Source organism: Alkalihalobacillus sp. NPDC127517, assembly GCF_050276055.1.
Taxonomy (GTDB): Bacteria; Bacillota; Bacilli; order Bacillales; family Bacillaceae_D; genus Alkalicoccobacillus.
In genome coordinates this window covers 26,057-47,482 of sequence record NZ_JBNNQX010000005.1, presented here as the reverse complement: position 1 = coordinate 47,482, position 21,426 = coordinate 26,057, and the positions used below count along the sequence as shown (strand labels likewise).

General features: G+C 41.6%; 17 protein-coding genes and 1 pseudogene. 16 read left to right on the top strand and 2 right to left on the bottom strand.

Going from position 1 to position 21,426, the window contains the following annotated elements; all coding sequences use genetic code 11:
- The first annotated feature begins 67 nt into the window (after positions 1 to 67).
- The 10 genes from ACQKKO_RS07665 to ACQKKO_RS07620 all read left to right on the top strand — a co-directional run bounded on the left by ACQKKO_RS07665 (position 68) and on the right by ACQKKO_RS07620 (position 13,624).
- On the top strand, positions 68 to 2,374 hold the full coding sequence (locus ACQKKO_RS07665; RefSeq protein ID WP_498645886.1) for a helix-turn-helix domain-containing protein: 2,307 nt from the start codon (positions 68 to 70) through the stop codon (positions 2,372 to 2,374).
- A gap of 25 nt (positions 2,375 to 2,399) precedes the next feature.
- A complete protein-coding gene (locus ACQKKO_RS07660; RefSeq protein ID WP_498645884.1) occupies positions 2,400 to 4,724 on the top strand; it encodes a glycosylhydrolase-like jelly roll fold domain-containing protein in 2,325 nt (774 codons plus the stop codon).
- A gap of 15 nt (positions 4,725 to 4,739) precedes the next feature.
- Complete coding sequence (locus tag ACQKKO_RS07655; protein ID WP_498645882.1) at positions 4,740 to 5,381, top strand: YesL family protein; 642 nt, start codon at positions 4,740 to 4,742, stop codon at positions 5,379 to 5,381.
- 78 nt (positions 5,382 to 5,459) lie between these two features.
- Positions 5,460 to 6,041, top strand: coding sequence for a GNAT family N-acetyltransferase (locus tag ACQKKO_RS07650; protein ID WP_498645881.1), 582 nt, complete (start codon positions 5,460 to 5,462; stop codon positions 6,039 to 6,041).
- A gap of 32 nt (positions 6,042 to 6,073) precedes the next feature.
- A complete protein-coding gene (locus ACQKKO_RS07645) occupies positions 6,074 to 7,045 on the top strand; it encodes a Gfo/Idh/MocA family protein (protein WP_498645879.1) in 972 nt (323 codons plus the stop codon).
- A gap of 59 nt (positions 7,046 to 7,104) precedes the next feature.
- Positions 7,105 to 8,070, top strand: coding sequence for a carbohydrate kinase family protein (locus ACQKKO_RS07640; protein WP_498645877.1), 966 nt, complete (start codon positions 7,105 to 7,107; stop codon positions 8,068 to 8,070).
- 232 nt (positions 8,071 to 8,302) lie between these two features.
- The gene (gene codB, locus ACQKKO_RS07635) at positions 8,303 to 9,529 is read left to right on the top strand and encodes a cytosine permease (protein WP_498645875.1); all 1,227 of its coding nucleotides are present in this window, start codon (positions 8,303 to 8,305) and stop codon (positions 9,527 to 9,529) included.
- Positions 9,530 to 9,552: 23 nt separating this feature from the next.
- Positions 9,553 to 10,806, top strand: coding sequence for a cytosine deaminase (gene codA / locus ACQKKO_RS07630; RefSeq protein WP_498645873.1), 1,254 nt, complete (start codon positions 9,553 to 9,555; stop codon positions 10,804 to 10,806).
- A 572-nt stretch (positions 10,807 to 11,378) separates the two neighbouring features.
- Positions 11,379 to 12,086: a response regulator transcription factor gene (locus tag ACQKKO_RS07625; protein WP_498645871.1), complete on the top strand. Its 708-nt coding sequence runs from the start codon at positions 11,379 to 11,381 to the stop codon at positions 12,084 to 12,086.
- A complete protein-coding gene (locus tag ACQKKO_RS07620) occupies positions 12,083 to 13,624 on the top strand; it encodes a sensor histidine kinase (protein WP_498645869.1) in 1,542 nt (513 codons plus the stop codon). The genes ACQKKO_RS07625 and ACQKKO_RS07620 overlap by 4 nt, the downstream gene beginning before the upstream one ends.
- A 77-nt stretch (positions 13,625 to 13,701) precedes the next feature.
- Here the strand turns inward: ACQKKO_RS07620 and ACQKKO_RS07615 are convergent, their stop codons facing one another.
- Entirely contained in the window at positions 13,702 to 14,871 is a 1,170-nt protein-coding gene (locus ACQKKO_RS07615; protein WP_498645866.1) for a hypothetical protein, read from the bottom strand.
- A 380-nt stretch (positions 14,872 to 15,251) separates the two neighbouring features.
- On the opposite strand from ACQKKO_RS07615, the gene ACQKKO_RS07610 reads away from it, so the two are divergent.
- The 5 genes and pseudogenes from ACQKKO_RS07610 to ACQKKO_RS07590 all read left to right on the top strand — a co-directional run bounded on the left by ACQKKO_RS07610 (position 15,252) and on the right by ACQKKO_RS07590 (position 19,057).
- Entirely contained in the window at positions 15,252 to 15,743 is a 492-nt protein-coding gene (locus tag ACQKKO_RS07610; RefSeq protein ID WP_498645864.1) for a MepB family protein, read from the top strand.
- Positions 15,744 to 15,827: 84 nt separating this feature from the next.
- Positions 15,828 to 17,108 carry an MFS transporter gene (locus ACQKKO_RS07605; protein WP_498645862.1) on the top strand — a complete coding sequence of 427 codons (1,281 nt, stop codon included), beginning with the start codon at positions 15,828 to 15,830 and terminating at the stop codon, positions 17,106 to 17,108.
- Positions 17,068 to 17,679 carry a TetR/AcrR family transcriptional regulator gene (locus ACQKKO_RS07600; protein WP_498645860.1) on the top strand — a complete coding sequence of 204 codons (612 nt, stop codon included), beginning with the start codon at positions 17,068 to 17,070 and terminating at the stop codon, positions 17,677 to 17,679. The genes ACQKKO_RS07605 and ACQKKO_RS07600 overlap by 41 nt, the downstream gene beginning before the upstream one ends.
- Positions 17,680 to 17,772: 93 nt before the next feature.
- Positions 17,773 to 18,482: pseudogene (locus ACQKKO_RS07595) on the top strand (MBL fold metallo-hydrolase).
- On the top strand, positions 18,479 to 19,057 hold the full coding sequence (locus ACQKKO_RS07590) for a TetR/AcrR family transcriptional regulator (protein WP_498645859.1): 579 nt from the start codon (positions 18,479 to 18,481) through the stop codon (positions 19,055 to 19,057). The pseudogene ACQKKO_RS07595 and the gene ACQKKO_RS07590 overlap by 4 nt, the downstream one beginning before the upstream one ends.
- A 282-nt stretch (positions 19,058 to 19,339) precedes the next feature.
- Here ACQKKO_RS07590 and ACQKKO_RS07585 read toward each other — a convergent pair whose 3' ends face one another.
- Positions 19,340 to 20,281, bottom strand: a complete 942-nt coding sequence (locus ACQKKO_RS07585) for an aldo/keto reductase (RefSeq protein WP_498645857.1) — start codon at positions 20,279 to 20,281, stop codon at positions 19,340 to 19,342.
- A 373-nt stretch (positions 20,282 to 20,654) separates the two neighbouring features.
- Between ACQKKO_RS07585 and ACQKKO_RS07580 the strand changes: the two genes are divergently transcribed.
- A complete protein-coding gene (locus ACQKKO_RS07580; RefSeq protein ID WP_498645855.1) occupies positions 20,655 to 21,413 on the top strand; it encodes an ABC transporter ATP-binding protein in 759 nt (252 codons plus the stop codon).
- Positions 21,414 to 21,426: the final 13 nt, after the last annotated feature.

The window sequence follows — 21,426 nt, the reverse complement described above, 5'->3', positions numbered from 1 at the left end:
CTGACCTCTCGTGCTATAGAATAGAATGTACAATGTCATGTGCCACTGTACGAGAGGAGGAATCAAGTTGAACCTGATTAAGCGAATTAAAACAGGATGGAGTCGAGAGTATTTCAGAAAAAACTTTTTGCTCATCTTAATTATTACGTTTATACCAGGAATTACCTCAGGTGTAGGTATCCAATGGTTTGGGGTTACGGCTGTTAAAAAGGAATTAAGAGAACGTCATACCATTCAAATTGCTGAAACAGCCGAAATGGTAGATGATCAACTTGAATATCTAGAACTATCACTCTCATACTGGGCGTTTGAAAAGCGCTTTGGTCCAGATTTAATGGACCGTAACTTTGTAAAAGACATTCTTGAAACACGAGATATGATGCAGCTACTTACGGTAATTCAAGGAAGTCATCCCTTAATTGAACGAGTAGAACTATACATTAATAAAGACGAGGAACCACTCTTATTTAGCCCATTCTATAGTAAAGTGAAGCCAGTAGAATATGCATATTATCAATCATTATTAAAATCTGACCATTCAATGGGCTGGACTCACACAGAGCAGCCTCGTTCAGATAGAGAAGAGTCTACAATATTAAGTCATTCCATTCCAGGTGCAAGTCAAATGCCACTTGGATTGCTGAGTGTGACGCTCGATCAGAAAACGTTCGGTCAACTTATCCAAACGTTAAAAACGGATGAGCAAGGTATCACCTTTATTATGAATAGCCGTCAACAGATGATTGTTCCCGAAATGGACTCAAGTAACGCTCATTTTGTAAGCGCTTTAAAAAATGAGGTAGCGCAGCTTGAAGACAGTTCTGGTTCCGTTGAATACGTTTATAACGGAGATAGCTACTCTGTTTCCTTTGGTACATTTGACCGAGTAAATGATCACTGGACCTACGTATCAGCTGTTCCTCTATCAGCGATTACCGCTCCTATCGAGTGGATTTCTACGAGCATTGTTATCATTTCGTTCACTGGATTAGTTGTTGCCCTCATTCTCACCTGGTTTGGGTCACAAACCATTTATCGCCCGGTCGAACGCTTAATCGAAAAAGTTCAGAAAGAGGATGAAGGGGATGAATCTGATCATCCTCAAGGCGAGTTTACTTTGTTAGAGAAAGGATTTACCCAGCTCTATCAAGAAAGGCAACGACTAAAATCAAGATTATCATCTGAAACTCCACAACTACAAAAAAGCTTCTTAATTCAACTGAGTCAAGGATACTTATACCAACAAACGAAGCAACAATTAACCGAACGAATGGAAAACTATGGGTGGGAAGTTGATAATCGTGTTTTTAGGGTGATAGATATTCAAGCAATTGGAATGGAAGAAGGAAATCATAGCTTCATTACAAGTGATGAAGGGTTAATCACATTCTCTATTCAAAACATTGTTGAAGAGCTTTGTGAAAGGTATTTTGATCAATTTTCGGTGTTGGATAACTACGATTTGTCTGTTAGCTTGTTTCTTATTGAAGAGCCATCTCATACGCAGTCGATTCGATCATTTGTACAGGAGTTAACCTCCATTGTGAATCGACTTCTGAAGCTTCAGCTCATTATTTCAGTAAGTGAGCCATCCAGTCAGGTTAAGAGAATTCATGCATTATTCGAAGAGACGAGGCAAGGCAAATACCAACGCCGATTTAAAAACCAAAACCAGATTCTATTCTTAGAAGAAACGCAAAAAGAACATAAGCGTAACCAGTCTAGCTATCCATTTGAAGTAGAACGAGAGGTGGTTCAATCCATTCGTAAAGGTGATAGAGAGGAGATCCACCATCAACTCGAACGTTTTCTAAATCAATTAGTCTCTCATGCGAAAACCTGGGAAAGTATTCAAATGGGGATGTTGCAGTTGTTTAGCCGAATTCAGCACGAGATTCTTCATTCAGACATCCATTTAGAAGAGATCTTTTTGAACCGGAATCTCTATGCGGAGCTGAGTATTATTAAAGAACCAGTGAGAATGTTGATCTGGCTGGAAACAAATGTGATTGAACCTTACTTAGCTCATTTAAAGGAACGGGTTAATCAAGAGGTGAAGGGACTGGTTGAGGATGTCATCACTTATCTTAAAGCATCGTATATGCATGAAATCTCCCTTGATCACTGTGCAGAAACATTTGAAACCAATGCACACACATTAAGTCGAAGTTTTAAAAAGGTAACAGGTATAAAGTTTATTGATTATTTAACAGATCTTCGGATTAATCAGTCAAAGAAATTGTTGATTGAAACCAATTTAAAGATTCATGAAGTAGCAGAACAAGTCGGCTACAGGCATAGTTACTTTAATCGAATCTTCAAAAAGTCGGTGGATCTCTCACCAAGTGAATTTCGCAAGAAGCACGGACAATAAAGACATTGGGACAGGAGGATCATTGATGACATCACTCAGAGAACACTTTCTTCATCCGCCAAGTGAATTCACCCCAGTTCCTTTCTGGTTCTGGAACGATACGTTAACACATGAGGAGATTAAGAGTCAGATTCATCAATTCTATGAAAAAGGCATTGAAGGATTTGTGATTCACCCTCGTCTAGGACTTCCTAAGACAATTCGCTATCTCTCAGATGAATTTATGTCTTATGTGAGAACGGCTGTAGCAGAAGCGAGTTGCTTATCCATGAATGTCATGCTGTACGATGAGGCCATGTATCCATCGGGCTCTGCGCATGGACGTGTCGTACAGGATCATCCAATGTTTGCAAGCAGAGGACTTGAAATGATGGAGATACAACCAGGAGAAGGGCTGGAGTTGGCAACGGATGAACGGTTAGTCTCACTTCAAATCATCGAAAACGTAAATGGAGATCCAAATGTTCAAATCCTATCTTTACAAGCCTTTAAAACGAATCCTCCAAATAAGGTAGTCTATGCATTTGTTGATAGGCCATCAAATGGAACCATTCGAGGTGTACATGTTGGGGAGGATGACGGGGAGCCTGGGGCACCAGCATCGGCTGATCTCTTGAACCCATTAGCTGTTCAATCATTTATCCGTCATACACATGATGTCTACAAACAGTATGTTGGAAAGTGGATGGGTACAACTATCACTGCATTTTTTACCGATGAACCGGATATTCTCGGTCGAAACACGTCCGATTCCTTAAGACCATGGACAGAGAATTTCCTTGAAGACTTTATTAGATATGGTGGTTCTGAAGAAGAGCTGGCTGCTTTATGGCTCAACTGCCGTGGATCGGATTCCATTCGCAGTCACTTTAATCAAGCAGTGAATGAACGATTATCTGCGGCTTATTATCAACAGTTAGCCAACTGGTGCGAAGAAAACAACCTAGCCTTAACGGGGCACCCGGCAGCGAGTACGGATATTGGGTTGTTAAAGCACTTTCACATTCCAGGACAGGATGTGGTTTGGAGGTGGGTGGCGCCGGAAGATCATAAAGCGTTGGAAGGTCCGCATTCTACAGCTGCTAAATGCGGTGCTGATGCGGCGAGGCACACTGGCAAACGTCGAAATTTGAATGAATTTCTTGGTGTATGCAGTAAGGATGGAGATTGGACACTTACAGCGGACGATATGAAGTGGTATATCGATTGGTTAGCTGTTCGGGGAGTGAATCTATTTTGTCCACATGCCTTCTACTATTCTGTTTTAGGTAAAGAGCGTAGCCATGAGCGTCCACCTGATGTTGGCATGCACAATAGCTGGTGGCCATACTACAATCAATTCTCAACCTATATGAAACGTTTAAGCTGGCTTATGACAGACTCGGTGAACCAGGCACAGGTAGCTGTTCTCTGCACAGAAAACGACTTACCCTCTACCTCAATCAAGTTACTTTATGAGCATCAAATAGAATTTAACTATTTGGAGGAGAATCTTTTAGATCGAGCATTGATAGAGGAGGGAACCCTTGTAATTGGTAGTCAATGCTATCAAACAGTGATTGCTCTGGATGAGATCAGATTAAAAGAAGAAACAAAGGGATGGCTAGATGCATTTAAACAACAGGGGGGAAACGTCCTTCATCATGCAGATCCGCTTTCAGAGTGCACCTTGAAGCTGACTCCACACTCACCTGCCATTCGAGTATCACATGTGAAGAAGGATGGGCAATCTTTTTATCTCCTAGTAAATGAAGGAGAGAAACAATTTGAGGGAACATGTACAATTCATACGTCTTCACTACAAGCATGGAACCCCTGGACTGGGACAATTGCCTCTGTAAAGAAACAATCAAATCACCTGTTTGAGTGTGTACTTGAACGCCGTGAAAGCATCATCCTTGTTCCTACAAAGGATGATACAAAAAAGAAAAGAATAGATACAGATCAATCTAGTTCATTTTTAGAGATACCAAATGAAGGCTGGGAGATTACCTGCTGTGAAGAACTGATCGCTCAAACAAAGCTTGCATCATGGATCACATGGGGGAAAGAGTGGTCACATTTTTCAGGTACAGTTCAATACAGGGCAAAAGTAGAACTGACGCATGAACAGTGTATGCGTTTCTCGAAACTGGATGCCGGTGCACTGTTTGAGATAGCAGAGCTTTGGATTAATGAGACCCACATTGGTAATAAGCTTTGGGCCCCGTATCAATTCGTTATACCTGATGGGCTGTTAAAGAAAGGACTAAACAAATTTGTTCTCATCGTTACTAATAGCAAGGCAAACGAGATGGATCGGGTTGCAAGAGAATCTGGTTTACTTGGACCTGTTCTGCTAACCAATTAGTGAGGAGGGTTTTCAATGCTAGGTCAGGGAGTAACAGGTGGAATCTATGCAGTTGGCGAAGTCTTTTTATTTCTAGTGAAATTGAATCTGCTGTGGTTAATCGGGACAGTCGCGGGACTTCTGCTCTTTGGATTTGGTCCAAGTACATTAGCCATGTGTGACGTCATTAGGCGATGGATGAGAAAAGAGGCAGATGTACCTGTATGGCGAACATTTTGGCAACAGTATAAAACGTATTTTTTGAGAGGGAATGGATTAACGTTTGTGCTTCTCCTCAGCGCCTTCATGATTTATGTGAATTCTACCTTTTTTATAGTGGAGTCTGCATGGGTTGTTATCTTTGTCCGATATGCTTTATTCCTTGTAGCGGCATTACTCATACTTACAGCCCTGTATGTGTTCCCGGCAACCGTTCATTTTGATCTGACGCTGTTAGATTCATTCAAGCAGTCGTTTTTCATTGCTTTGTATATGCCGGTACGTACGCTATATATGGTCGCTGCTGTCTTAACGGTTTATCACATTCTCTTTTTGTTTCCAGTGCTCCTTTTTCTGTTTGGAATTAGTTTGTTTTGCTTTATCCAGCTCTACATTGTCCTACGTACCTTTGCTCAATTAGAGTTAAAGCAGGCAAGCATGGTGTCTGCCACCGTGTAATTCTTGATGCAAAAGTTTAGTATAGGACCTGCTCGTGACACTTATACTTTGTGTATAGAAGTGAAACGGGGTGTATGTATGCTGAATATGCTGCCTAATGTGCCGCAATCGTTTGTAACGGAAAGGCTGTTTATTAGACTTCCTATGCCTGGGGATGGGAAAGCCGTTTTTGAAGCGCAACAAGCTTCATTAAAGGAGATGCTGCCATGGATTCACTGGGCTCATTATCAGACAACGATTGAACAAACGGAAAATGGAGTACGATACGCGCACGAACAATTTATGCGAAAGAAAGACCTGCGACTTCACTTATTTGATCGTCAAACAGGTGCGTTTGTTGGCTCATCCGGACTTCATAATATCAACTGGTCCGTGCCGAAGATGGAAATCGGCTACTGGATGGATACGCGTCATAGTGGAAAAGGCTATATGACCGAGGCCGTAGCAGGCATTACAGGCTTTGCCTTTCAACAACTGGGCGTACATCGCCTTGAAATTCACTGTGATCCAGCTAATACATTAAGTCGAGCGATTCCGGAGAAGCTGGGTTATGAGCTAGAAGCAATCTTAAAACAAAATAGCCTGTCCACCGATGGCAGGTCCTATCGTGATACATGTGTTTACGCCAAATTAAACATGAATGGAAGTAGCACAGGGTAGCTGAACGTCCCCGTGCACGAGAGGGGAAGAAAATGAAAAGGGTAAAAGCAATTCAAGTTGGGTTAGGTGGCTTTGGTAGGTCGTGGCTGGAGCTGATGCTTGCACATCAAGAAGTAGAGATTGTCGCGGTGGTTGATCAACAGCCTGAGAGTCTAATCGGCATTCAGTCGTTTCAATCATTTACATCCTTTGAGGAAGCGCTGAGTGAAGTGGAAGCCGATTTTGCACTAATTGTTACGCCACCTAAATCACATAAAGCGCTAGCTGAACTTGCATTAAAGGCTGGATTACATGTCATGATGGAAAAGCCTTTAACAGATACAGAGGAAGAAGCAAAAGAGCTTTTACGTTTTAGTCGATCCTTTGACCAGCACGTTATGGTCAGTCAAAATTATCGTTGGAACTCGCAAATTCAAACAGTGAAGCAGCTAACCTCAACAGGGGAGATTGGGTTCATTGAATACATTGATTATGATTTTAATAAGGCAACACACTTTGGTGGCTGGAGAGATGAGTACAAGGAAATTCTCCTTCAGGATATGGCGATCCATCACTTTGATTTACTCCGGTATGTATTAGATGATGAAGCCAAATCCATTCAAGCTACAAGCTTTAAGCCTTCTTGGAGTTGGTTTAAAGGCAACCCTCATGCAGATGTAGCCATACATTTTAAAAAAGGGACACGTGTTCAATACCGAGGAAGATGGGCTGGTTTTGGAAAGAAAACAACATGGAATGGGACGATCCGGTTTGTTGGTGAAAAAGGAGCCATTGAGCTGGTTGATGATCGTGTGTTTTTTTATAAAGGAGAGACCGATGAGCCGGTGGAAATGCCACTCGTCACGCTTTCGGAATCAGACCGAATGATCTCATTGGATACATTCATTCAATCCATCAAACACAATACCATTCCACCTACATCTATTGAAGATAACATCAAGAGTCTACAATTAACCTGGGCAGCTATCGAATCATCTCGAACTGGCGAACGTATCAACCTCTAATCTCTCTATCTTCTGCCATTCATGCTATAGTAATAGCAGAAGATGAAGAGGCGGTGGGTATGAGGATGGGAAATCAGAACGGAGTCATTTCGCTCGGGGAACTATTGGTTGATATGATCCCTTTAGATCAAGAGAATACCAACTATCAAAAAAGTCCTGGTGGTGCTCCTGCAAACGTCGCAGTAGGTTTAAGCCGTCTGGGTATAGAGAGTTATTTCATCGGATCTGTTGGCCGGGATCTTTTAGGAAACTTCCTGAAAAACACATTGCAATCCTATGGTGTTCATACGCATGGGTTAAAGCAAACAACGCTTGCTAAGACACCACTTGTATTTGTGGAGCTTGCTGAAAACGGCGAGCGCAGCTTTGAATTTTTAATTGATGAAAGTGCAGATCAATTGCTGTCTGCAGATGATTTGGACGAGGCACTCTTTCAGAAAGCTAAGATCTTACATATCGGCTCTATCTCAACCATTCATCATACAAGTCGAGCAGCCACTCATAAGGCCATCCATCTTGCAAAAGAAAATGGAATGCTTGTTTCATTTGATCCAAACGTTCGTCTCTCCATCTGGCCGGACGAGCTTTCTGCGCTGGAACAAATAAAAGCTGTCCTTCTCACAAGTGATATTGTGAAGCTTTCTGAGGAAGAACTTGAATTTCTAACAAGTGAAACTGATGAAACGGCAGCAGTATTAAAGCTGAGGGACTATGCCATTCCTTTACTCATCATTACAAAGGGTGAGCAGGGATGCTCCTTTTACACCAATACACATAAAATAAGTGTTCCCGCTTTTAAGGTGAATACAGTGGATACAACAGGTGCAGGAGATGCGTTCGTTTCAAGTGTTCTTGCCGAATTGAATGATTTAGAGTGTACACTACAGGAGATCCAACCAGAGACGCTCAAACAGATGGGTACGTTCGCCGCTGTATCTGGTGCTCTTGCTGCCTCAACAAAAGGTGCCATGACCGCTTTGCCAACACGAGAAGAAGTGCTCGCTTTTTTGGAACGAGAGCAATAAAATAAAGAATGTCAGAAAATTTGACAATTGTCGTATTTTGACGAATTTCGTATGATATACTTCCTTCAAACACATAGTAAGCATCTCAGGGTTCCGCTCAAGTTACATACGTACGAGGGGCCAGGTCCGGGGAAGCGGCATCTTTGATGCTTAAACTGGGAGGAAAAGTCCGGTGAAGAATCCATTGATTCTTCCCGGGCTTTTTTGCTAAGAATGAATGGAGGAAGTAAAGATGGGTAAGGATTATGTAGATCATGATTTTGCACTGGAGGCTGTAACAGCAACGCATAGAAGAGGCTTCTGGAAAATGACTATGCTGATGGTAGGCTTTACGTTTTTCTCAGCAAGTATGCTGGCAGGAGGCACGCTCGGTCAGGGGCTCACATTTTCACAATTCATTATCACCGTTCTCATTGGGAATCTTCTGCTTGGTGCGTATACGGGCACCCTATCGTATATCGCGGCAAAGACAGGGTTATCCACACATTTATTAACACGGTATTCATTTGGCCATCAAGGCTCTTATCTTCCTTCGTTTCTTTTAAGCATTACACAAATTGGCTGGTTTGGGGTTGGCGTGATGATGTTTGCGCTCCCTTTTCAAAAGGTCACTGGAGTAAACATTTGGCTCATCATTATTATTGGGGGGATGCTAATGACAGCGACCGCTTACTTAGGCATTCGTGCATTAACAGTCCTTAGCTTTGTGGCTGTCCCGGCCATCGCCGTCCTTGGAACGGTCTCAAGTACTCGAGCCGTTAGTTCTATGGGTGGGTTCGAAGAGCTTATGGCCTATCAGCCCGTCGAAACATTAGGTATTGCTGCTGCTATCTCGATTTGTCTTGGCTCCTTTATTAGTGGAGGAACACTGACACCAGACTTTGCACGATTTGCCAAAACAAAAAAGATTGCCGTCTCGACCACATTGCTCGCCTTTTTTCTTGGTAACTCCTTAATGTTTTTGTTTGGAGCGATTGGCGCCATTTCAACAGGTCAATCAGAGATTTCTGAGGTCATGTTCACGCAAGGGTTAATCATACCCGCACTCATCATCTTAGGTCTCAACATCTGGACAACAAATGATAATTCGTTATATGCATCTGGACTTGGTTTTTCAAATATTACAAAGCTACCTAAAAACAAACTAGTGATTTTTAACGGTATGCTTGGTACATTACTCGCTATGTGGTTATACAACAACTTTATGAGCTGGCTGAACTTTTTAAACTTAACCTTACCGCCGATCGGAGCCATCCTAATCGCTGACTACCTTATCCGGAGCAAAGGTCAGTATGGAAAGCTTGAGGAGAGCTCGGTCTCAGTCCGCTATCAGGCCATTGCTGCTTGGTTGATTGGGTTACTATGCGCCTTATTCATACCAGGCATTCCACCACTCAACTCCTTACTTGGGGCTGGCATTAGTTATGTGATCATAAGCAAGCTAACAGATAAAAAATAAAACAAACAGAGAGAGGGAACAATATGATCATTAGAAATGCAACCTTACGAGATCGCGAAGGACTTTGGGATTTACTTTTAAATGAACATGCTATTGAAAAAATTGATCGTCGTATTGAGATGGAGGGCGAGGACGTAATCGATGCAGGTGGAAATATGGTTCTTGCGCCATTCATTGAGCCTCATATCCATTTAGATTCAACGATGACAGCAGGCGATCCAAACTGGAATCAGTCCGGTACGCTTTTTGAAGGTATTCAGCGCTGGACTGAGCGAAAAGAAAAATTAACGCATGAAGACGTCAAACAACGTGCCAAAAAAGCCTTAACATGGCAAGCCGCGCAGGGTATCCAATTTGTACGCACACATGTTGATACAACAGATGAAAAGCTAACAGCCTTTAAAGCCCTTCTTGAAGTAAAAGAAGAAATGAAGCATTTAGTAGACGTACAGCTTGTAGCCTTTCCACAAGAAGGCATTCTCTCTTATCCAAAAGGAAAAGAACTACTTGAAGAAGCGATTCAACTAGGCGCCGATGTAGTTGGTGGCATTCCTCATTTTGAACTGACACGTGAAATGGGTGTAGAAAGCATCAATATTTCCTTTGACCTAGCTGAAAAATACGGCAAGCTGTTAGATTTCCATTGTGATGAAATTGATGATGAGCAATCTCGTTTTGTTGAAGTTGTCGCAGCAAAGGCCTATCAAACAGGCATGGGCGCTAAAGTGACAGCATCACACACAACAGCGATGCATTCCTATAATAACGCCTATGTCGCTAAGCTCATGCGTGTATTCAAGATGGCAGACCTAAACTTTGTCGCCAATCCACTAGTCAACACACATCTTCAAGGACGCTTCGACAGTTATCCAAAACGTCGCGGCATTACAAGAGTCAAAGAACTACAAGAAGCCGGACTCAACGTTTCCTTTGGTCACGATGACATCTTCGACCCATGGTATCCACTTGGAACAGGCAACATGCTGCAGGTCCTGCACATGGGACTACACGTCACACATCTGATGGGCTACGATCAAATCAAACAATCCATTGATTTCATCACAGCCAACAGTGCCAAAGTCCTCAACATCCAAGACCAGTACGGAATTGAAGAAGGCAAACCAGCAAACCTCATCATCGTCGGCGCACCAGACGAATTCACGATGATCAGACAGCAAGCTCCAGTCTTGTACTCCGTACGAGCAGGAAAGATTATCGCTCAAACAAAGCCAGCAGAAAGAATCGTTGATGGTGGCGAAGTAGAATTTACGATATAAGAAGTGAAGATCGCCCGAGGGCGATCTTTTTTGTTGGGGGGCCAGTGGATGAGGATTGCGCGGGGATGGAGGTGCGGAGCGGGATGCGCAAAAAAGCGGGGTACGTGCTCAAAAAAAGCTAGAATGCGTAAAAAAGCAGGGTCCATGCTCAAAAAAAGCTAGAATGCGCAAAAAAGCGGGGTACGTGCTCAAAAAAAGCTAAAAGGCGCAAAAAAGCGGGGTACGTGCTCAAAAAAAGCTAGAATGCGCAAAAACCTAGTGTCCATGCTCAAAAAAAGCTAAGATGCACAAAAACACAGGGTTCATGCTCAAAAAAAGCTAAGATGCGCAAAAAGCAGGGTGCATGCTCAAAAAAACTAGAATGCGCAAAACCCCGAGGAACCTGCTCAAAAAAACTATATGCATAATTAAACTTATGCCCTCCCCCTCCTCACCTAATACGGCACAATTCTCAATCATTCTTAATCTCCACAGCGATTTCTTAAGAATTTCTTCAGTTTTTCAGTACTGGAAACTTCAGATATGGGGGGTACAATAGGACTATGAAGAAAAGGTTGAGCGGAGGTTAGACAATGGCAGGCTATACAGTCATGGTTGTGGATGATGATAAAGACATTCGCGACGGTATTGATATCTATTTAAAGAATGATGGATACCAGGTACTTCAGGCAGAAAATGGGCAAGAGGCATTAAATCTTCTTGAAGAAAATGAGGTTCATCTGCTTATTTTAGACATTATGATGCCTGAGATGAATGGAATTGAGGCTACATTTAAAATAAGGCAAGAGCGCAACATTCCCATTATCATGCTAAGTGCAAAGTCTGAGGACACAGACAAGATTCATGGTCTATCCATTGGCGCGGACGATTACATAACAAAGCCATTTCATCCGATGGAGCTAATGGCTCGTGTGAAATCACAAATGAGAAGGTATACACAGCTCGGCACGTATGAAAAGAAGGATACGGTCATACGCGTGGACGGACTCACCCTTGATCAAGAGGCAAAGTGTGTACAACTTGATGGTGTGACTATCAAGTTGACTCCTATTGAATATCGCATAACCGAGCTACTCATGAGACATCTTGGACGTGTCTTTTCCATTCATGAGATTTACGAGCGAGTGTGGAACGAACCCGCTTATAATTCAGAAAATATCGTGGCCGTTCACATAAGAAAGATCAGAGAAAAAATCGAAGTTGACCCTAAAAACCCTCATTATGTAAAAGTTGTATGGGGTGTAGGCTATCTGATTGAAAAGGAGGCAAATCAATTGTGAGAGAGCATTTTGGAAAAACGATAAGCTGGAGTTTGTTGCTAGGGATTGCGCTGGTGGGTGTGTTGAATTTTTTAGGCAACCTAGGGAATCTATCAGGTATGTTTTATTCAGTCGGACTAATTGTGTCATTTTTAATTCCTGTTGTAATTCTGATCAGTATAGGAGCAAGTGTCCTTTTATTCACTAGGTTTAAGATAAATTTGAATTGGTTTAAAGATAATTCAATGAGAACAAGATATTCAGCAATGGCACTTGATGTTCGGTTTTTTCTATTGGCTTTAACCGGAATTTTTGCATTTGCTTTTTCTTTGGGAGCACAATTAGATTCATTTAGCTTTTTGTATTACATTGATCTAGGTTTTTTTATCCTTTTTGCTTTCTACATCTTTTTTATCTGGCTCGCACTCCATCAAGTAGTATGGCTTTATCTTGAGATCAAGGATGGCACTTATTTAATCGAGGGCTTAAAACAAGGAGTTATTCTAAGAACGTATCGTACCATTCGTGATGCATTCTCAAATATACCTTTATTGCTCAAGATCCTTTTCTTTATGATCAGCATGTTAATATGGGGGATTGGAACTCTATCATTATTTATTGCTCCACCGGATCTGGCAGCACTTATATTTGTTGTCAGTACTTTATTCTTCGGCATCCCAGCACTCACCATTTTCCTACTGAGACTTGGCTACCTTAACCAAGTGATCAAACAAACTGAGCAGCTTACTAATGGTACGCTTCGTGCACCTGTCGAAATAAAAGGTCACTCATTTATCACCACTCATGCCAAATATATCAACCAGCTGCGTGAAGGGATTTCTCACTCAATGAATGAACAGGCAAAAAGCGAACGGATGAAAACGGAGCTCATTACAAATGTCAGTCACGACTTACGAACTCCGTTAACATCAATTATTACGTACACTGATCTACTTAAAAATCCTGACTTGCCAACGGAGGAACGTCAATCCTACGTGGACGTTCTTGCAAGAAAGTCAGAGCGATTAAAAGTCCTTATTGATGATTTATTTGATGTGTCAAAAATGGCAAGTGGTCAAATTGAACTGAAAAAAGCAAATATTGAGCTGAAGCAGCTGATTCAACAAGCAATTGTTGAGCACCAAGAAGCCTTTGATCAGGAGCGGCTAGACCTTCGCTTGCATATGCCGGAAGAGGATTTGTTTGTGTATGTAGACGGGCAGAAATGCTGGCGTATGCTCGATAATCTCTTGTTAAATGTCTCAAAATATTCGCAGCCGGGTACACGTGTCTATTTAACAGTGACGGCACTAAACGGGCAAGTAGACATTGTCATTAAGAACATCTCGCGCTATGAGTTAAGTGAGAATCCAGAGGAGCTATTCGAGCGCTTTAAGCGTGCCGATGAAGCACGTCATACGGAAGGGTCAGGGCTAGGCCTGGCTATTGCACAATCCATTGCTGAACTACACGGTGGTCAACTGAAGCTTGAAATTGACGGCGATTTGTTTAAAGTGACGATTCACTTATATAATCAAAAAGAGCTTCGTTCAAATTGAACGGAGTTTTTTGGTATTCCTCAAAATGAAAACTCTTAGACAGAGGTCTAAGAGTTTATCATTGCTAGTTACATATATCATTCATTTTTCATTAATCGAATAACGGTTTCATCGTGATCACGAACGGCATAAGCGAGTGTGGTCCCGTCCTTGCTTACTGTAAAACTATCAATACGGTCGTCTTCATCTAATTCAGGAGTGTGGGCAACGGTAGAAGTTTCTGTATCAAGATCAAAATGAATAAATTCATTGTTCGTGTTAAACATCATGACAGTCCCATCTGCCAATGGATAGGTTGCAATGCCTTCACCAAGTTCAATCGATTCACCAGACTCAATTTCATATGCAAAATGAGTCATGTTTCGATCATCATCCAGTATCGCGTAAAGGATGTAGCGATCATCTGAGGTTAAGATGGTTGTTTGAGATTTCTCATTGTTTGCGAAGAAACCAATATCGGCAGAGTAAATGAACTCAGACGTTTCATCCTCTAAGTTATATCGAAGGATCCCAACATCAGCAAGTACAGCATACAGTTGAGTACCATCACTGGTAATGGCTCCGTGTGGATATAAGGTTAACTCTTCTAGTTCAACCTCATTTGACACAGTTTCTGTTAGATCAATTTCTTTAATGTCATTTGAGTCCATGTCCCAAATGTACATATGGACAACTTCCTCGTCATAGTGGTCTAGAACTCCAATGACACGTCTTGGATCCTCAGAATAATTTGACCCCATTGTGACAACATATTGATCCCAATCATTATCCATATAAGTATCTGTTTCCTCTCCAGTTGAAGGATCTTGCTCACTGACCCAGTAACGCTCTTCAACAGGTTTGTCAAAATCCGAGTGAGAATAGACGATCTTTCCACTTTCCGAAAGCATTGGTTGGATGGCAGGATCACGCTCAGGAATGTCAGCTTCTTTTATCTCGCCATCAATCCAAATCTTCGAGCCCTCAATATGAGCGAACTGTCCAGGCTGTTCTGCCCAAAGTAGTTTGTCTCCATTCCCGCTTATATAAAATACAGGATCAGAAACATTCCCATCAACAGGAATTTCTGCAACCTCACTATATCCCTCAAGCTCAACTTCTGTATCATTGCCTTCTTCATTTTGCTCTGAACTACTATCAGCATTAGCTGATGTATTTGACTCGCCTCTCTCACTGTCTCCGCACGCGCTTAACAACGCCATGATAGAAAAACTTACAATTGTCCCATTAATCCATTTTTTTCTCATTACATGTCTCCTTTTTGTTTTATTCTTTGATGAATAGCTGTTTTCTTACAAGGGTGCAAAGGAAGAATTCTTCAATCTTTTCCCATTTTGAACATATATGAAACACTTTCCCAACGAATGTGTGAAGTACCTGCGTGAAACTTCAAAGGATGCTCTCCGTAGAAAGTAGTAAGACATTAGTAAAAGTGTGGAAGTGAAACGATCGAATGTCATGTTGACCAGGGGTTATCTGGATTTTTGGTCAAAAATCCTGAGGGAGCAAAGCTATTTACAAACAGTAAGCTCTCAGTGGTCAAGCCCATTGTCTGTATTAGGTGTGGATATACAGAGTGGTATGCTGAATCGCCTGAGAAACTTTTATAGAAAGGGAGTTGTCGTTTATGAAATCAGAGTCACTTATACAAGCTATTTTTCGGGGGGATCATCTATTAAAAAACCTTGTAAAAGAAGATAGTAACAAAGATTATGAGGGCTTTTCTATAAGCATTGATGGTGTTTCTTTTCGAAGTCGTCTTGCAAAAACGACTCCGAAAAAGAAGGGGTACTTTGTAGCCCTTTGGTTAAAGGATAATCAGGGTAAGAATCAAGCCTATGCAGTAGATCAGATGACTGAAAAGGTCATCATCTCAGTCATTGATCAGGCTATGCACAAGAGGGGACAGTTCATCTTTCCAAAGAATGAATTGATCAAGCGAGGAATTCTAAAAACCAAGGATCAACAAGGGAAAATGGCTTTTAGAGTGTATCCAGATTGGATAGAAGGATTAAACACTACTGCTAGAAAAACGCAGCAGTGGCAGTGCTTTTACTTCATAGACTTATCAGGAGATCATTCAATAAAAGAGTTAGACGATTTATATTTTCAAAAATAATCCAAAAGAAAATCTTGTAAAGTGACAACCTTGTCGTTTATAATAACGACAAGGTTGTCACTTTTGTTTATTGGAGGGGTTTAGTTGGGGAATGTAGAGGCTAAAAAGTTGTTTCAGAACAAGGGATATGTGTATATGATTGCTGCTCAAACGTTATCATCGCTCGGAAGCTGGCTGGATATGCTTGCTTTAATGGGGCTTGTTGCATTGAAATGGAATGCGTCGCCACTTGAAATGTCCGGGGTGATGCTCATGTTTGTGGCTCCAATGGTACTTCTAGCGCCCATTGCGGGAGTGCTTGCGGATCGGTTTGAACGAAAACATATCATGATTATCTCAAATGTTGTTTGTATTATTCTTGTCCTCGGCATTGCGTTTTCCACTGCTCTTTGGCAGGTTTATGCGCTGGTATTTGTACGGGGGTTTTTTGAGACGCTTTTTGTACCTGCTAAGAGTGGGAAGGTTAAAGAAATCATTGGCACGGAACACATTCAAGCAGCGATGGGAATCAGTGGAATGATTGATCATGCGTCAAAAATCATCGGGCCTTTTCTAAGTGGGCTTTTGGTGGCTGTGATCGGGATCCAAGGCTCCTTTATCACAAACGCAATCGTCATTGCTGTTTCTACATTACTTCTATTAAAGGTACCCAAATCAATAAAAACTCCTCAAAACGTTCAACCAACAAAAAAGAGCTGGATCACTACATTGCAAGCTGATTTACGAGAAGGATTTCTATTTCTTCGCACCATTCCAGTTGTATTAATCAGTGTGTTGCTACTCAGTTTTATGATGCTCGCTCTCCAAATTGCAGATACTCAAATTATTATTCTTTTACGTGACATTTTCATAGATCCAACAAAGGTGATGGGCTACGGCATCGCATGTGCTGGAGCAGGGACATTTTTAGCGAATGCTTATTATGCGCGTAAAAAGATTCGTTCTACATTAACGATATTATTTACAGCCACACTCGTAATGGGGTTTGTCTTGGTATCCGTGGCACTTATAAGTGGTTTTCCTGTATCTGTCCTCACCATTGTGTATCCCGCATTATTTTTTGTCATGGGCTTTTCCATTGGAGCTGTTTCAATTACCACAAATATTCTTGCTCAAAAACAAACACCTGTGGATAAGACTGGACGTGTCTTTGGGTTTATCAACAGTTTAACCACATTCGGCATGTTACTCGGCATTATAACAGGTGGACTACTATCGGAAGGATTCGGAGTTGTGGTAGCATTTATTTTATCAGGGAGCTTGCTTATTGTACTGGGGCTTGTCACAATCCCTGTTAAATACGTGGTAGAAAGAAGGCACATCCATGTCTCCGAAAGTATCGCAAGCGCACAAGGAAAAGCGTAGAAATGAAATTATTGCAGCGGCTAAAACCGTTTTTATCCGAAAAGGATTTGAAAGAACAACGATGCATGATGTAGTGGAAGAATCAGGAATGAGCCGCGGTGGGGTCTATCAATACTTCTCAAGTACTGAGGAGATGATGAGAGCCTTAATGGATCAAGGAGAAGAAGCATTCACGGGGCAAAAAGACAGACTTTATGAGAAGTATGAAACAAGTTGGGGTGTTCTTGAAGCGATTGTCGAAGCGCACGATACAGTACCAACGGATCCGATAGGCTTAGTAAACTACGAATATTTTGTAGCGGGGTTTAGAGATGCAAACAAAGATCGAACACTTTTTTTAGAAAAACGATTAAAAAACGTACGAGGCTTTTATGTTGATGTCATTGAAAAGGGAACAGCAGCAGGAGAATTTAATCCAATTCAAACACCTGATGTCATCGCTTCATATATCATCATTTTAACAGATGGTCTAATTCTCCATCGTAATTTAGGAGAAGAAGTGGAAACAGATATTGGCGGGCTAATTGAAGGATTAAAAATCTATCTAAGAAATGCGTTAGGAATACACTAAGCTTCATCACAAATCAAAAAAAGTTGCGTAAACTAATCTCATTAGTTATTATAAAACTAATGAGATTAGTTTATTTTGGGAAGGGTGATGAAAATGAAGGTAACAAAGAGTAATCAGATTTATCAGCTTGCTTTTTTGCCCACATTATTTCCGGTTAATTGTTATCTTATAGAGGAAAGTGAGTACCTGACACTAATCGATGCAGCATTACCATCTAGTTATATGAAAATCCTGCAGACCGCAGAGAAGATTGGAAAGCCGATTAAGCAAATCATCTTAACGCATGCGCACAGTGATCATATTGGGTCTTTAGATAAACTAAAAGAGCTGCTACCGCATGTTCAAGTTAGCATTTCAAAAAGGGATGCTAGGCTATTAAAAGGAGATAAAGGACTTTTACAGGGTAAGAAGATACGCCCATTCGAGGCGGTGTACCAACATCGATTCAAACGTCACCAGATCAGTTGCTTGTGGAAGGCGACCAAATTGGTTCCTTGTCTGTTATTGAAACTCCAGGGCATACACCCGGCTCTATCAGTCTTCTCGATACTCGATCAAATGCAGTCATCGTAGGGGATGCGTTTCAAGTTAGGGGAGGTATTGCTGTATCAGGTGTGATGAAATGGCGTTTTCCAGCACCTGCATTTGCAACGTGGAGTAAAGGAAAGGCTCTAGAAAGCGCACTGAAAATCCGTGAGTTAAAACCAACACTACTTGCTGCTGGCCATGGACAAATGATTGCATCTCCGGCTGAACAAATCAATTTGGCAATAAAAGAAGCGGAAAGTAGGCACAGTGGATGACTCCAAGAAGAGGTTTAACGATATCAGACATTGTAGATTCAGCATCTACTATTGCTGATGAACAAGGGCTAAAGCAGTTATCAATCGGAGCATTGGCTGATAAATTAAAGATCAAGCCACCCTCTTTATACAATCATGTTCGTGGCCTCGATGAGCTTCATGACTTACTTGCGGTTCATGGATGTCAAAAGCTTTTAGAGAGATTAGAAGAGAGCATTTTAGATGTGAGTAAAGAGGATGCCGTTAAGCAATTTAGTTATGCATACGTGACATTTGCCAAGGAGCATCCTGGACTATACGAAGCGACTTCGCGTGCAGCGGAGGAAGAGAATGTTGAACTAAAACAGGTGCAAGGGCAGATTGTACATGTGATCAAGCGTGTGCTAGAGGAATTTAACTTAGAGAACGATCATGCCATTCACGTTATTCGAATGCTGCGTAGTATGTTACATGGGTTTGTGACGCTTGAGCAGGAGCAAGGATTTGGATTGCCGTATGACGTAGATCAAACGCTTGACGTAATGATTCGTACATTTTTGAAAGGGTTACCGCCTGCTACTGATGATTTAACTTAGTTGTATAAAAAGAGCTTGGAACATTACTCAAAAATGAATGAGAAAATGGCGAATGATTCAATGACAAAATTATTCGCCATTCGTGTTTTTGCAAAATGAGCGGAGGGAGAACCTGAGACTCCTACGGAACAGTACGTGGTGAAGACACTGTAGCGGCGCTTTTTCCGCGTAAGGGGCTGAGGCCGTACCCGTGGAAAGCGAGGGATTCTCCTGTAGCGGGTTTGTTGCTGTGTTCGTGTTTAAGTGAGTGATTTACTGTTATGTCCCACCCTCTTTTCCTACTTATTTAAAAATCTCATCAATCGCCTTCCACTCTTCAGCAGTGAGGGAAACGTCGAGTGTTCTTAGGTTATTAGATACTTGGTCAGGGCGCTTGGCACCTGGGATGAGCGCATCGATTCCGTCCTTTTGAAGATACCAGGCAAGTGTGAGATGAGCAGTTTCTACGCCTTTGTTTGCTGCAATTTCTTTTAAGGATTCTACTTTTTCTAGATTCCGTTCAAACGCGTCTCCTTTAAATAAAGGATGGTTCGCTCTAATATCATCAAATGTTGTATCCTTTGTGTACTTCCCGCCGAGTAATCCAGCTGCGAGTGGAAAGTATGGGATAAACGAAAGCTTGTTTTCAACGATGTACGGAAGCACATCCTGTTCAGCCTCACGTGTGAACAAGTTGTATTCACCTTGTAAGACGTCAACATATCCATCTTTGTTTGCTTCTTTCAGTTGTTCAATAGAGAAGTTTGATACACCGATTGAAAGGATTTTTCCTGCATCCTTTAATTCTTTTAGTGCACCCACTGCTTCGTCCTTAGGCGTGTGCTCATCTGGAAAGTGGATATAGAATAAATCAATGTAATCCGTTTGTAAGCGGCGGAGTGCATCGTCGACCGATTGCTTTAGAAAGGCTGGGGAGTTGTCCACTTTCACATCACTTCCTTCAAAGCGATGTGCCGCTTTGGTTGCAATGACAAGATCCTTGCGATTGCCTGCCTCCTTCACAACCTCACCCACAAGGCGCTCGGAATGCCGAGGACCATAAATGAAAGCTGTATCTAGAAAGTTTATTCCTTCTGACAGACCTGTCCGAACAAGTTCTTTCCCTGTTTCTTCATCTAGATTGTTAAACAAATTATGGCCACCAACTGCGTTTGTACCAAGACCAATAGGATTTACAAATAAACCAGATGTACCAAGTTCTACTTTTTTAGACAATGTCAACATCCTTTCATTTATAGGTTCACGTCTATGATAGCAAAGCTTTCCATATGGGACGAAGAATATGCTTAAGGCTTGTGGGCACCCTACTAAAAAAACGGAGTGAGGTCATTGTTTCAGTTATTTAATGTAGGTGTACCCATCTTTTTCTGGTTGATTATGATCATGACGATCGTTCTGACAAGTAAGCTTCCAACAAATAAGAATAAGTAGTTTTTCGTTTGAAGGCTGTACCTTGACGCATGGTACAGCCTTTTTATATTTCTTACTTTTGGCTGAAGCTTACACGATTGTAAGCTACATGTTAGTTAAATCGATACGAATGGTCCAATACCGCGTGATACCCTTTGGGTACAAACAAACACAGGAGGACGGCATAATGACAAATTCAGTTGTACGTGTATCAAACGTGGAGAAAGTATACGGCAAAAAAGGGGAGAATCAATTTAAGGCATTAAACAATGTCAGCATGGAGATAGAAAAAGGTGAATTTGTAGGCATTATGGGTCCATCAGGTTCTGGTAAAACAACATTATTGAATGTGATCTCAACTCTTGATGGCATTTCAGCTGGGCAAATTGAAATTGATGGTACGGACATTACAACGATGAATCAAAACCAGCTTGCTGATTTTAGAGCGCAAAAGCTCGGGTTTATTTTTCAAGACTTTAATTTACTTGAAAGTATGACGGTATATGAAAACATTGCTTTACCACTTTCGCTACAAAATGTATCAACAAAAGAAATCTCACCAAAGGTTCATGCAATTGCAAAGACATTAGATATTGAATCGATCTTACAAAAGTATCCTGCTCAACTATCTGGGGGACAAAAGCAACGATCAGCGGCAGCACGTGCACTTGTCCACAATCCTAGCATGTTACTTGGGGACGAGCCGACGGGAGCACTTGATTCAAAAAATGCGCAGAGTCTGCTTGAGACTATGACACATTTGCATGAAGATCACAGCATCACAATTATGATGGTGACTCATGATGCGAATGCGGCAAGCTACTGCAAACGAATCCTCTTTATCCAAGATGGAGAGCTCTATAAGGAAATTACACGAACAGGGACACGAGAAGACTTCTTTAAACAAATACTCGACGAATTAGCGGCACTAGGCACGCAGTCGTAGAAAGGAGGACCAG